Origin of the sequence: Flavonifractor plautii ATCC 29863, assembly GCF_000239295.1 — a bacterium.
GTDB classification, from domain to species: Bacteria; Bacillota; Clostridia; order Oscillospirales; family Oscillospiraceae; genus Flavonifractor; species Flavonifractor plautii.
Genome location: NZ_JH417856.1, coordinates 19,426 through 31,557, shown reverse-complemented (window position 1 = coordinate 31,557; position 12,132 = coordinate 19,426). Strand labels below are relative to the sequence as shown.

The window sequence follows — 12,132 nt, the reverse complement described above, 5'->3', positions numbered from 1 at the left end:
CGTTGAGGCGGGCGTCCCCCTAGCGTAGGGGCCGCCGCCCCAGGGCGGCCTCTCTTGCCCCTCTAGGGCAATTCACCTTCTGCCCACATCGGCCCGTCTTGTGCCGGGCTGACGCACCTTTCATGTTGCAGTTTTTGACAACTGCTTTCTTGTCATGCCTCCGGCGGGGCCTACGCTGTCGCGCCATACTGGAGTGTCATCCACTACGGCTCCGTATCCCAGAAGCGGCCAAGGCCGCCCAGCTCCAGGCCCAACTGGAGGCCCAGACAAAAGGCGGCGTCGCGCTCCCAGGCCGCAGCCAGATTGCAGCGGTCAAGCAAATCCAGCACCTCCTCGTTCAAAGCCTCCGGGTGGGAGGCTTTGAACGCCGCCCACTGTGCACGGCTGTCCCGCTCTGCCTCCTGATAAGGCGTGCAGTGGGACAGCTTTTCCTTTAGCAGAAGAAGCCCGGCCCAGTTCAGGATAGGAAAGAAAGAATTCATATCAGCACCTTCTAAATAGCTTATAGCTATATTATAGCAAAGTAAGAAAAAAGTCAATAGCTAAAAGCTATAGATGAAAAAGATATTGCTATTAGCTATAATAGGAGCAAGGAGTGATTGGAATGGATTACCGAACTCTGATAAGGGAAAAGAGAAAAGAAAAGGGACTGAGTCAGGAAAGGCTTGCAAAGCTGGTACAGGTGTCCCAGCCCTTCATTGCCGAAATTGAGAGTGGCCGGAAAAAGCCCTCAGTGGATGTGCTGATGCGCATTTGTGCGGTGCTGGATATTTCCCTGTTTGGCAACGGGGAACCATAAGGTGGCTTTTCTCGTCCAAAGAGGGTATAATGGCAGATACCAAAACCAAAGACAAGGAAGTGGAGACCGGATGGCAGATATTCTGTATATCGTCGTCCCCTGCTATAACGAGGAAGAGGTGCTTCCCGAGACCTCCCGGCGGCTGCGGGCCAAGCTGGAAGGGCTGATGGCGGCGGGCAAAATCTCGGAGCGGAGCCGGGTGCTGTTTGTCAACGACGGCTCCAGGGACCGGACGTGGGAGCTCATCACCCGGCTGCATGGCGGGTGCCCCCTGTTCTGCGGGGCGGATCTCTCCCGCAACCGGGGGCACCAGAATGCCCTGCTGGCGGGGCTGATGACGGCGAAGGAGCGGTGCGACATGGCCATCTCCATGGACGCCGACCTCCAGGACGACATTGACGCGGTGGACGCCATGGTGGAGCAGTACTACGCCGGGTGCGATGTGGTCTACGGCGTGCGCTCCTCCCGGAAAAAGGACACCTTCTTCAAGCGCTTCACCGCCGAGGGCTTCTACCGGGTGATGAATTTCATGGGGGCGGAGACGGTGTTCAACCACGCCGACTACCGCCTCATGTCCCGGCGGGCGCTGGAGGGGCTGGCCCAGTTCAGGGAGGTCAACCTGTTCCTGCGGGGCATCGTGCCCATGATCGGCTACCGCACCGGCACCGTGGAGTACGAGCGGGGGGAGCGGTTCGCCGGCGAGAGCAAATACCCCCTGAAAAAGATGCTCTCCTTCGCCATGGAGGGCATCACATCCCTGTCCGTCAAGCCCATCCGCTACATTACCGGCCTGGGCTTCCTCATCTTTGCCGTCAGCATCCTCATGCTGATCTACTCCATCGTCCGCTGGGCCACGGGAGCCACCATCATCGGCTGGGCCAGCGTGATCTGCTCGGTGTGGGCCATCGGCGGACTGATCCTCCTCTCCCTGGGGGTCATCGGGGAGTACATCGGGAAGATCTATCTGGAGACCAAGGGACGCCCCCGTTTCCTGCTCCGCGAGGTACTGGAGGATGCGCATGGCGAAAAAGCTGATTGACAAGAGCATCCCCAGGTTCCTGATGGTGGGAGTGCTTAACACCCTGGTGGGGGCGGGCGTTATGTTCCTGCTGTTCAACCTGGCGGGCTGGGCCTACTGGACAGCCTCGGCGGCGAATTACGTGGTGGGCGGTGTGCTGAGCTACTTCCTCAACAAGCACTTTACCTTTCAGAATAAGGAGCGCGGCTGGGCCCAGGTGGGCAGATTCGCCCTGACGGTAGCGGTGTGCTGGCTCATTGCCTACGGCGTGGCCAAGCCTCTGGCGCTGTGGGCCCTCTCCGGGCAGAGCGGGAAGATCCAGGAGAATGTGGCCCTGCTGGTGGGCATGGTGCTTTACACCGGTCTGAATTACTTCGGACAGCGGTTTTTTGCATTCCGTAAGAAGAATTCGTAAGGCGGGAATGCCACGCCGCCGGAAAAGGAGGTTTTCATGAAACGGTTTCTGTCGATCCTGCTGGCCCTGGCGCTGGCCCTCACCCTGGGCATTCCCGCCCTGGCGGCGGAGCACCGGGCCGGGGACACCTACATCCGCATCCTGGGCAGCAGCGGCGCGCGGACGGTGGGCGTCCGCACCACCTACGGAGCGTACCGGCAGACGGCAGACGGCGCGGTGTACCGGGACGACCGGTATGAGTTTGTCTACACCGACGACGGGGTGAGCTGGGTCTCCGCCGGGGCGGCGGAGAGCAGCCTGGGCAGCGGCATGTACGACGGGACGCAGTTCCTGGCCGGCCCCTTCGGGAGCGAGCGGCCCACCTGGTGCTCCGCCGACGGGGGGCACTGGACGGCCCTCACGCCGGAGGAGCAAGATACCGCGCCGGCCATCCAGCGGGGCCGGTCGTCGCTGAACGGCCTCACCTTCACCCTGCGGGGCGGCCGGGAGCTGTGGGTGACGGACGGACAGGGGCGGGCCGTGGAGTTGACGGCGGACTTTACCTCCTTCCTGGCCAGCTACGACATGGCGGATGTGCAGGCCTATCCGGTGCCCCAGGGCATCCGGGTGGAGGTCTACAGCCGGTATGGCTACGAGACCGGCGCGTCCCACACCTATCCGGCGGCGGAGTTGAAGCAGCGCCTGGCCGCTGCCCAGCCCGAGCTGCTGCGGATCACGGTAGACGGCAAGCCGGTGACTTTCCCCATCTCCCTCTATCAGGTGAGCGGCTGCACGATGGCCCCTCTGCGGCAGATGGCCCAGGCTCTTGGCTATACCTTTGACTATGACGGCTCTTCCGGGACGGCGGTATGCGCCCGGGGGACGGACACCATTTCTGTGCGCGCGGCCAGCACCCAGGCTACCGCCAACGGCAAGACCACCAACTGGCTGGCGGTGCCCGCCGAGCTGCGCGGTGGCATATTCTGTGTACCCGTCCGATTCTTTGCCGAGGCGGCGGGGGCGGATGTGACCTGGGATGCGGCGGGGCAGACCTTCTACCTCACCACAGCAATTCAGGAGGGGTAAACATGAGACGGCGTGCAATTTCGGCGCTGGCTGCCGCCCTGGCGTTGGTTCTCACCCTAGTCACTCCCGCGCTGGCGGCGGGGCGGCCCAATTGGGACGGCCCCCTGGGGGCCATGGCGGGCCCGGTGGTGTGCGAGACCGGAAGGGACTATGTGCTGTACTACACCATCATAGGCGGCGTGTACCGCTCCGCAGATGGGGTGACGTGGACGGAGTTGGATCGCCAGTGGGCGAGTGCTGGCTGGGCCTACGGCACCGGTGTAAACGGACTGGCTCACAAGGAGTTCCAGTTTCTGTGGACGGGCAGTGAGTACATGATGCGCCAGAGTCTGCTGGACGATCCCCGGGAGGACACCCACCAGCAATATGGGGACAGTCCCCGCAACAACTGGGTCACCCTTTTGGACGAGGGCTTCCGCATCATCGGCGCCAAGGCGTTTGACGGCCCGGTCACCGATATCCGGTACGCGGGGGGCACCTACTACGCCACCGTGGACGGGGTGGAGCACGCCTTCACCCGGACCGACTGGGAGCCGGGCCGGGAGGGCGGCGTCTACTACAGCGGCACGGCCTGGTACAAGCAGGAGAATCAGCGTAAGCCCGTGGAGGTGACCAGCTATCTTATCCGGGAGCAGCCCGGAAACAACGGTCCCTTTGGGCTGGCGGTCTCCACAGACGGCTACTCCTGGCTGCCGCTGGAGACCAAGCTGACCCCTGACATGATGCGCCTGTCCGAGACCGGGGGAGGAGCCGTGGTCTACTACAGCCCGTATGACGGTTCGCTGTACTACTATGACTACAGGGGCAGCCGTTTTGCAGGGGCCTGTACCGCCGGATGGGTGGAGGCCGACCTGGGCTTTGACCCCGCCGAGGGCGTTGGAACGGCCTGGGTGGACTATACCTTCCGCTGGACAGGGGACGGCTATCTTATGTGTCAGTCTGTCACCGGCCGGGGGATGATGGGTACCGGCGCAGACCGGTTCAGCCCGAACAACAACAAGGTCATTTTCTTGGATCGCAGCTTCCACCGGACGGGGGAGCACGACTTCGGCGCACCGGTGGAGAACGTGGCCTGTGTGGACGGGGTGTGCTATGCGCTGGTGGACGGAACCGTCTGGCAAAGCGCTGACCGGGAGCAATGGACGGCCACCAGCCTGACCGTCCTGCCGGAGGCGGCCCCCCAGATAGATCTGGGATGGCGCATCAAGGATTGCCCGGTGGACGGCCAGACCGACGGTTCGCTGGTCTACCGGGTGGCGGATGGGAAGCTGCTGGCCTCCGGCGACGGGGTGTATTTCACGGCCCTGTGTCCCTGGAGCTCCACGGGGGTGGAACTCCATTCAGGGGGCGGCACGGTGGTAACTGGTGTGGGGACGGATGACGTTCTGGCAGTGGACTCGGAGGAGGTCCGGGGGCTCTGCGCCGCATGCTTCGGCGAGTTTCCCACCTATGTGGCTCTGGACGGGGAATATTTCTCCCTGACCGATATGCCCCTGCGCAGCACAGCAGGGTGCACCATGGCCCCGATGCGGGAACTGGCGGTCTGGATGGGATATTATGACTTCTCCTACGATGCGGCCACCGGGACGGCGGTGTGCAGCAACGGGGCGGAGAGCATCACCGTCCGGGTGGGCATCACCCAGGGCCAGGTGTCCGGGCGCGGCCCGGTCTCCATGGCGGTGCCGCCTGAGCTGGTGGGGTGGAAGCTCTATGTCCCGGTGCGCTTTATGGTGGACGCCGCGGGGCTGGAGGACGTGTGGGACGCGGAGGAAAACACCCTCTGGATTACCACCCCCGAACAGACGTAAAAAAGGGCCTCCCTCAGGCGGGAGGCCCCTTTTCAACCGGGGGTTCGGCGGCGGACACTACAACGGCGCAGGCGAGGTCGCCCGCTACGTTGACGGCGGTGCGCGCCATGTCCAGCACCCGGTCGATGCCCAGGACCAATGCCACCCCCTCCACCGGCAGGCCCACGGACTGGAGCACCATGCCCAGCATGACGGCCCCTGCGCCGGGTACTCCGGCGGTTCCGACGGAGGCCAGGGTGCAGGTGAGGATGATGGTGAGCTGCTGGGGGAGCGCCAGGGGGATACCGTAGGCATTGGCGATGAACAGGGCGCACACCCCCTGGTAGATGGCGGTGCCGTCCATGTTGAGGGTGGCACCCAGGGGGAGGACGAAGGAGCGCACCCCGGCGGGGACGCCCAGGCGCTCGGCGGCCTCCAGCGAGAAGGGAAGGGCCCCGGCGGAGCTGGCCGACGAGAAGGCGAAGACCACGGCGGGCAGGGCCTCCCGGAAGAAACGCCGGGGGCTGCGCCTTGCCAGGGCGCCCACGGCTCCTCCGTAGACCAACAGAAGCTGCACCAGACAGGCCCCGTAGACCAGGACGGCCACCCCCAGGAGGGAGGAGAGCACTCTGGGCCCCTCCGCGGCCACCACCGGGGCGATCAGGGCGAACACAGCCACCGGCGCCAGTACCATGGTCCGCTCTGTGAGGGCGTACATGGCCTCCGCCAGACTGCCGAAGGCCCGCAGCAGGGGCGCGCCCTTCTCTCCGATGGTCAGGGACGCCCACCCGAGGGCCAGGGCAAAAAAGAGGATCTGCAGCATATTGCCCTCGGCCAGAGCCTGGATGGGATTGGTGGGGACAATCCCCAGCAGGGTGTCCGCCAGAGAGAAAGAGGGGGCCTCCTCCCGGGCGGCGGGGAGCGGATAGCCCAGCTCCCGCCCCACCGGAAACAGGTTGGCCGCCAGCAGGCCCAGGGCCACCGCCAGCGCGGTGGTGCACAAGTAGAACAGGAGGGTGCGGCCGCCGACCCGGCCCATGTGCCGGGCGTCCCCCAGACCGCCCACCCCCGCCGTCAGGGAGCAGAACACCAGGGGAACCACCAGCATCTTTACCAGATTGAGAAACAGGGTGCCGAAGGGCTGAATCCAGGCCGCGGCAAACTCCGGGGCATCCTGGAGCGCCAGCCCGGCCAGCACGCCCAGCCCCAGGCCCAGCAGGATCCGGAGCGAAAGGGGCAGCTTGCGTCTCATGCTCCACCTCCATTCCCCACTAGGATATGGAGGCGGGGGGAAAACCATACGGAGGAACGGCCATGGAGTACATTCCCGCCAAGCAGATCTTAAGCCGCAACAGGAGCACCGCCTGGTTCGGCACCGACTACACCATGAACCTGTACCGGGGCTGCTGCCACGGCTGCATCTACTGCGACAGCCGAAGCGCCTGCTACGGTATCGAGGATTTCGGCCGGGTGCGGGCCAAGGAGAACGCCCTGGCGCTCCTGCGGGACGAGCTGCGGCGGAAGGTGCGCCCCGGCATTGTGGGCATGGGCTCCATGAGCGACCCTTACAACCCCTTCGAGGGGGAGCTCCAGCTCACCCGCCACGCCCTGGAGCTGCTGGACGCCTACGGCTTCGGGGCGGCCATCGCCACCAAGGGGGACGGGATTACCCGGGACATAGACGTGCTGCGCTGCATGAGGGAGCACGTGCCGGTGCTGTGCAAGGTGACCGTCACCACCACCGATGCCGCCCTGGCCGCCCGGGTGGAGCCGAACGCTCCCAGCCCCGCCCGGCGGCTGGAGGCGGTGGCCCGGCTGGCGGAGGCGGGGTTGTTTGCCGGCGTGCTGCTCATGCCGGTTCTCCCCTTTTTGGAGGACAATGTGGAAAACCTGCGGGCCGTGGTGGAGGCCGCGGCGGAGGCGGGGGCCCGGTTTGTCTACCCCGCGTTCGGTATGACGCTCCGTGATCAACAGCGGGAATATTACTATCAGGCATTGGAAAAAGGCTTTCCCGGCCTGGCAGAGCGCTACCGGCGGCAGTACGGACCCCGCTACGAGTGCCCCAGCCCACGGGCAAAGGCCCTGTGGGCCGCCCTGGAGGAGCGGTGCCGCGCCCTGGGCCTGCTGTGCCGGATGCGGGACATCACCGCCGCCTATCAGCGCGGTTACGGGGAGCGGCAGCTCACCTTTTTCTAAGGCTGCGGCTCAATGTCCATGGACGCCATCTGTTCCGGCGTACAGCCGTTGGCGGCGCCCATCTGCGTCCAGTAGCGTGTGGAGGCCCGCACAAAGGCGCGGGGGGACAGGGGCATGGTGACCGCCAGCTCGGCGGGCCGTCCGGCGGCGATGGCCCTGGCCAGCGCCCTGATGTTCCGCCTGACCAGGAAGGCGAAAGGGGTGCCCAGGATGGCCTCCCCGCCGCCGATTTTGAGGCATGCGCCGAAGGGATAGCCGTTCTCCAGGCAGAAGAGGCGCACCATGTCCACCGCGACATCGTTCTGGTGTGGCTCCAGAAAGCCGCAGTTGATCAGTACGCTGATGCGCGGCCTGTGCTCCGGCCCGGCCCCCTCCAGGAACTCCAAAAAGCGCAGGAGAGGGGCGGGAAGGCCGTCGGCATAGAGGGGGAAGACCAGCAGCAGGTCGGTGCACTCCGCCGCGGCCGCCGCCAGCTCGGCGTGATTCTTTGCGGTCAGGGCCGCATAGCGGGCCTCCCCTTTCCAGCGGGCCTGAAACAGCTCGGCATAGCGCCTGGAATTGGAGCGGGGGGCGCGGGGGCTGCCGTTTACGATCAGAAGCTTCACCACCGGGCCACCTCCTCTCCCACGGCGGCCTCCAGCTCCCCCTCGGCCACAAAGCGGACGCGGTGGCTGCGGAAGGACATGTTGTGGGCGTTGCGCTCCACCAGCCGGGTAAACAGGGCGCGCTCCTCCGCCCGGTCCGCCCCGTAGGCCAGGATCACCGCGTCCTTGGGGACCACGGCGCGCTGAACGTGGTGAGTCTCGCCGTTGTGGATGCGGAGAAAGGCCTGCTGCACCGGAATGGCCCGCTCCAGCATGGTCTTCATCACCGGCGCGTAGGAGCCGTATTTGACCCGGCTGACATAGAGTACCTGCTCGCTCCGGGCGATGAGGGGATATACCCGTGCCGCGTCGTCCCGGATGACGCAGCGGCCGGGCGTTTTGGTCCAGCAGCCGAAGCAGCCCACGCAGTTTGCGATGCGGAGGGCGGAGAGATCCACGGCGGCGGCATCCTGGGGGAGAGCGGCGGACACGGGACGGTCCGTCATCAACAGTTTCATGGGTGCTCCTTTCCGGGGGAGAATTCCCCCAGTGAAATGATATGATTTTATCACAGTGCGGGCCAAAGGGCAAGAAAAGGCCGCAAAATTTAAGCTCCGCTATAGGATCGGTTAAAATTGGCTAAAATCCCGGCGCGTCCCCTTGCGCACCGGGGCAAAACGGGGTAGAATAAGGCCAGCAACCCAACAAGCCGCACCGTAAGGAGGTTTTTAATATGGCTTTTTTGGATGAACTGAAGGATCGTGCAATGGATCTGGGCCGGGCCGGCGTGGCCAAGTCCAAGCAGCTTGCGGAGATCACCAAGCTGTCCCTGAACAACGCCAGCGAGGAGGACGCCATCAAGAAGGCGTATGTGGAGATCGGCAAGCTGTACTATGCCGAGCGGGGCATGGCCCCTGAGGCGGCCTACGTGGCCCTGTGTGAGCGTATCACCGCCGCCAAGGTCAACATTGAGGAGAACAAGAACCGCATCGCCGAGCTGAAGGCTGAGGGCAATGTGTCCGACGTGGACATCCCCCACGTGGAGACCGACGTGCCCCCTGAGGAGCCGGTGGACGGCGGCTGCGGCTGCTGCGACCACGAGGTGGCTCCCGAGGAGGTATTCTCCGACGACGACAAGCCCCAGGAATAAGCATCTGACCCGACAGGGCCCGCCATCCGGCGGGCCCTGTTCCTGTGAGTGGACCGCGTTGACTCTGATGCGGTGTACGGCGATTGACGGCGCTGATGCGGCACAGGGCGGGGAGCGTGGGGCAGGGCGATGGGAAGGCCGGCGAGGGCTTCCGGCAGCTCCGGCGCGCCGGGAGACAGAACTTGGTTTCCTCCAGAAAGGCCAGATCCATTTGAAAATCCCTCCCAAAACTGCATCGGATACGAAAACATAAAACGAGCGTGCACGGCAGAGCCGTGTACGCTCGTTTTCAACTCAGACCGGATTCGCCTGCCAGGCAAAATCACAGGATGCGGCGGGCGCCCACGTAGACGTTGGCGTAGTGGCCGCGGGTGAGATCGTCAATCTTGACGGTGTATGTATTGGTGGAGGCGTGGATGAACTGCCCGCCGCCGATATAGATGCCCACATGAGAGGCGGCCTTGCTGGTGTTATACTTGAAGAACACCAGGTCGCCGGGCTGCAGCTCACTCTTGGAAACAGAGGTGCCATTGGAGAGCTGAGTGGAGGCGGTGCGATTCAGGGTGTAGCCGAAGTGGCGGTACACATAGCTGGTGTAGCCGGAGCAGTCAAAGCTGCTGGGGCCGTTGCCGCCGTAAACATAGGGGCAACCGAGATACTGCTTGGCGTAGTCCACCACCTGCTGGCCCAGGCTGCTGCTGGAGGCGGTGGCCACGGCGGTGGCGCCGTCGCCGCGGGAACCGGCGGAGTCCTTGCAGGTGACCATGTAATCGCTGCTGACATAGCCGGTGACGCCGTTGGTAGAAATCTTGTACCAGCCGTTGTCGATGCCCACGATGTTGACCACCGCGCCGTTGTTGAGGGAGGTGACCTTACCGTAGCTGGTGCCGGGGCCGCTGCGCACATTCAGGGTGGAACCTTCGGACTGGACCAGGCCGTAGCCGATGGTGACGTCCGCCTTGGCGGACACGTTCAGGTACTCGCCGGACATATAGCCCTCCACGGACTTGTAGTCCACCTTATACCAGCCGTTGCCCGCGTCCTCCAGAACCACCACGGTGTCGCCCTTGGAGGCGGTACCCAGTACGGTGGCGGAGGTGCTGGCCTCGTTGCGGAGGCGGAGAGCGTCGGTGTTGACGGTGCCCACACCGACACTGGCGGCGGAGGCGCTCACCACGCAGACGGTGGAGAGGACGGCGGTTACAAGCGCGGTGCGCAGGAGCTTGGCAGGCTGTATCATGGGTCGATTCCTCCAGTTTCAAAGTAATACCCGCCCGGAGGGCGGGGCTTTGGCTTCTCGGGTGTAAGGCGGGGTTACGGGTTGGCGAGCGCGCGCTCCAGCCAGACGGACGCCACGTCCATGGCGGCGTAGAGGCTGTCTTTCTCAGTTTTCTTAACCACCCGGTCCCGGCTCTTCAGATCCGGGTCGGTGAGCTGAAGCTGAACGGAAACCTTGGTCGCCACGTCCAGGTCCTGATCCTTCTTCTGGGAGAGAATCTGGAGCATGATGATATATTTCTGGGCCATGCTGCCGTAGTAGATCAGGCTGTCCTTCCGGCGGAGGGGGTGGCCTTTGTAGGTCAGGGGAATATTCTGAGCTGCCATTTTGACCTCCTTTGAGGATTGTAACTATTCTTAAAAACTGTAACCAAATTGTAACACATTGTTTCCAGCTCGTCAACTGCTTTCCTGCTGATTTCACAGGAAATTTGTACCGGCATGCCAGATGGTAGGGGACAGGCGGTTACTCTCTGGATTTTTGAGGGAAGGCGAGTCGGCGGGCGAGGGAGAGGACCGCAAAGGCCAGGCCGGCCAGCATGAGTAAGGCCTCGCACAGTATGGGGAACAGGCGGCCATCCAGGGAGACCGCCAGGGTAAATTTCCCCCGCAGGACCACCACATAGGCGCCCAGGGAGGCCAGCTCCACCAGCAGGGCGCAGGGGGCGGAGCGGGGGAACGCGCAGGTCCAGGCCAGAGCCAGCACGTCGGCCAGGAAGAAGTAGCGCTCATGCATGTGGGGCAGCAGGAAGGGCACGCCGATGGCCAGGACAACCGCGGCGGCCAGAAGAGCCCGGTCGTCCGCCTGGCGGCGGAAAACCAGCAGGGCGGCCAGCACGGCCGCAGCGAGGGCGAAGGCGGCCAGGATGCCCAGGCGGGCGGCGAGGGCAGTGTTCACCTCCGCGCCGTGGGGAATCAGGGCGTACATATTGGGGGCATTCAGGTTCAGATAGCCGGAGTACTCGGCGGCCTGCCCAAAATAGACCCCCAGGATGTCCCCCAGGGGCTTGCCCAGCAGTAGCGCGGGCACACAGGTGGCGGCATAGGCCGCCGGAAACCACAACAGCTCCCGGAAGCGCACCCGCCGGAGCAGCCACAGCCCGCCCCACAGGGGGAGCACAAAGACGGTCTGTAGTTTAAAGGAGAAGGCGATCCCCAGCAGGAGCAAAGAGCTTCGGTTTCGCCCCTCCAGCGCGCAGGCCAGGGCGTGGAGGGTGAGGGCGCCGTACAGGGCGTCGCACTGCCCCCAGAACGCGCCGTTGAGTATCACCGTAGGCAGCAGCAGAAGCAGGCAGAAGCAGAGCAGGGGGCGGTTCGGGCTCTCCGGCGCGAAATGCCGCACCAGCCGGAAGCCGCCCCAGGCCAGCACCACGTCAAACAGAATGGAGAAGAGCTTGATGAGGTACAGGTCGGGTATGGGCAGATAGGAGATGGCGGCAAGAAAATAGAGGTAGGGCGCGTTATAGTTGCCGATCGGCAGCTTCACGGCCGCGAAGCCGCCCCCATCCCGGAAGGCCGCGGCCCATTGGGAGAGGAACATCTGGTAATCGGCGGACTGGTAGTCCAGCAGCAGGGCCCGGAGGAAGAAGGCCAGCCCAATGGGCAGCAGGGCGTCCAGCAGCCGGGGACGGTCCAGGCCCTCCCGGCGGAGCAGCCGCAGCGCCAGGGCGGCCAGGGCCAGCAGGAGCAGAAAGACGGCCAGATGAGCGGGCGCTCCGCCCAGGGCAAGGGAGCCGGCGGGAAACAGGCTCAGGCCCAGCAGGGCCAGTCCAGCTGCGGCCCAGGAGAGGGAAAAGACGTTCATAGGCACCTCCTGTCGAAAAAAGGCCCGGGGCAATGG

At 64.5% G+C, this 12,132-nt stretch carries 14 protein-coding genes; 7 read left to right on the top strand and 7 right to left on the bottom strand.

The window, feature by feature from the left end; translation table 11 throughout:
* Positions 1–203: 203 nt before the first annotated feature.
* Positions 204–482 (bottom strand): hypothetical protein, encoded by a 279-nt coding sequence (locus HMPREF0372_RS18410; RefSeq protein WP_007495880.1) that lies wholly within the window; start codon positions 480–482, stop codon positions 204–206.
* Positions 483–604: 122 nt separating this feature from the next.
* On the opposite strand from HMPREF0372_RS18410, the gene HMPREF0372_RS18405 reads away from it, so the two are divergent.
* The 5 genes from HMPREF0372_RS18405 to HMPREF0372_RS18385 all read left to right on the top strand — a co-directional run bounded on the left by HMPREF0372_RS18405 (position 605) and on the right by HMPREF0372_RS18385 (position 5,105).
* Complete coding sequence (locus tag HMPREF0372_RS18405; protein WP_007495879.1) at positions 605–799, top strand: helix-turn-helix domain-containing protein; 195 nt, start codon at positions 605–607, stop codon at positions 797–799.
* Between the two features lie 70 nt (positions 800–869).
* Complete coding sequence (locus HMPREF0372_RS18400) at positions 870–1,838, top strand: glycosyltransferase family 2 protein (protein WP_007495878.1); 969 nt, start codon at positions 870–872, stop codon at positions 1,836–1,838.
* A complete protein-coding gene (locus HMPREF0372_RS18395; RefSeq protein WP_009259274.1) occupies positions 1,819–2,232 on the top strand; it encodes a GtrA family protein in 414 nt (137 codons plus the stop codon). The genes HMPREF0372_RS18400 and HMPREF0372_RS18395 overlap by 20 nt, the downstream gene beginning before the upstream one ends.
* Before the next feature lie 36 nt (positions 2,233–2,268).
* Positions 2,269–3,297, top strand: a complete 1,029-nt coding sequence (locus tag HMPREF0372_RS18390) for a copper amine oxidase N-terminal domain-containing protein (RefSeq protein WP_007495876.1) — start codon at positions 2,269–2,271, stop codon at positions 3,295–3,297.
* Positions 3,298–3,299: 2 nt separating this feature from the next.
* Positions 3,300–5,105 (top strand): copper amine oxidase N-terminal domain-containing protein, encoded by a 1,806-nt coding sequence (locus HMPREF0372_RS18385; protein ID WP_007495875.1) that lies wholly within the window; start codon positions 3,300–3,302, stop codon positions 5,103–5,105.
* A 13-nt stretch (positions 5,106–5,118) separates the two neighbouring features.
* Here HMPREF0372_RS18385 and HMPREF0372_RS18380 read toward each other — a convergent pair whose 3' ends face one another.
* Positions 5,119–6,336 (bottom strand): dicarboxylate/amino acid:cation symporter, encoded by a 1,218-nt coding sequence (locus HMPREF0372_RS18380; protein WP_007495874.1) that lies wholly within the window; start codon positions 6,334–6,336, stop codon positions 5,119–5,121.
* Between the two features lie 62 nt (positions 6,337–6,398).
* Between HMPREF0372_RS18380 and HMPREF0372_RS18375 the strand changes: the two genes are divergently transcribed.
* Positions 6,399–7,280, top strand: coding sequence for an SPL family radical SAM protein (locus HMPREF0372_RS18375; protein ID WP_039998063.1), 882 nt, complete (start codon positions 6,399–6,401; stop codon positions 7,278–7,280).
* Here HMPREF0372_RS18375 and HMPREF0372_RS18370 read toward each other — a convergent pair.
* Both HMPREF0372_RS18370 and HMPREF0372_RS18365 read right to left on the bottom strand, forming a co-directional pair.
* Positions 7,277–7,888, bottom strand: coding sequence for a hypothetical protein (locus tag HMPREF0372_RS18370; protein WP_007495871.1), 612 nt, complete (start codon positions 7,886–7,888; stop codon positions 7,277–7,279). The two genes, HMPREF0372_RS18375 and HMPREF0372_RS18370, sit on opposite strands and share 4 nt — an antisense overlap.
* Positions 7,882–8,382, bottom strand: coding sequence for an NAD(P)H-dependent oxidoreductase (locus HMPREF0372_RS18365; protein WP_007495869.1), 501 nt, complete (start codon positions 8,380–8,382; stop codon positions 7,882–7,884). The genes HMPREF0372_RS18370 and HMPREF0372_RS18365 overlap by 7 nt, the downstream gene beginning before the upstream one ends.
* Positions 8,383–8,597: 215 nt before the next feature.
* Between HMPREF0372_RS18365 and HMPREF0372_RS18360 the strand changes: the two genes are divergently transcribed.
* Positions 8,598–9,014 (top strand): hypothetical protein, encoded by a 417-nt coding sequence (locus HMPREF0372_RS18360; RefSeq protein ID WP_007495866.1) that lies wholly within the window; start codon positions 8,598–8,600, stop codon positions 9,012–9,014.
* 322 nt (positions 9,015–9,336) lie between these two features.
* Here the strand turns inward: HMPREF0372_RS18360 and HMPREF0372_RS18355 are convergent, their stop codons facing one another.
* The 3 genes from HMPREF0372_RS18355 to HMPREF0372_RS18345 all read right to left on the bottom strand — a co-directional run bounded on the left by HMPREF0372_RS18355 (position 9,337) and on the right by HMPREF0372_RS18345 (position 12,096).
* Positions 9,337–10,254, bottom strand: coding sequence for a C40 family peptidase (locus tag HMPREF0372_RS18355; protein WP_007495864.1), 918 nt, complete (start codon positions 10,252–10,254; stop codon positions 9,337–9,339).
* Between the two features lie 74 nt (positions 10,255–10,328).
* Complete coding sequence (locus tag HMPREF0372_RS18350; RefSeq protein WP_007495862.1) at positions 10,329–10,619, bottom strand: hypothetical protein; 291 nt, start codon at positions 10,617–10,619, stop codon at positions 10,329–10,331.
* Between the two features lie 139 nt (positions 10,620–10,758).
* Positions 10,759–12,096: a glycosyltransferase 87 family protein gene (locus tag HMPREF0372_RS18345; protein ID WP_007495860.1), complete on the bottom strand. Its 1,338-nt coding sequence runs from the start codon at positions 12,094–12,096 to the stop codon at positions 10,759–10,761.
* Positions 12,097–12,132: the final 36 nt, after the last annotated feature.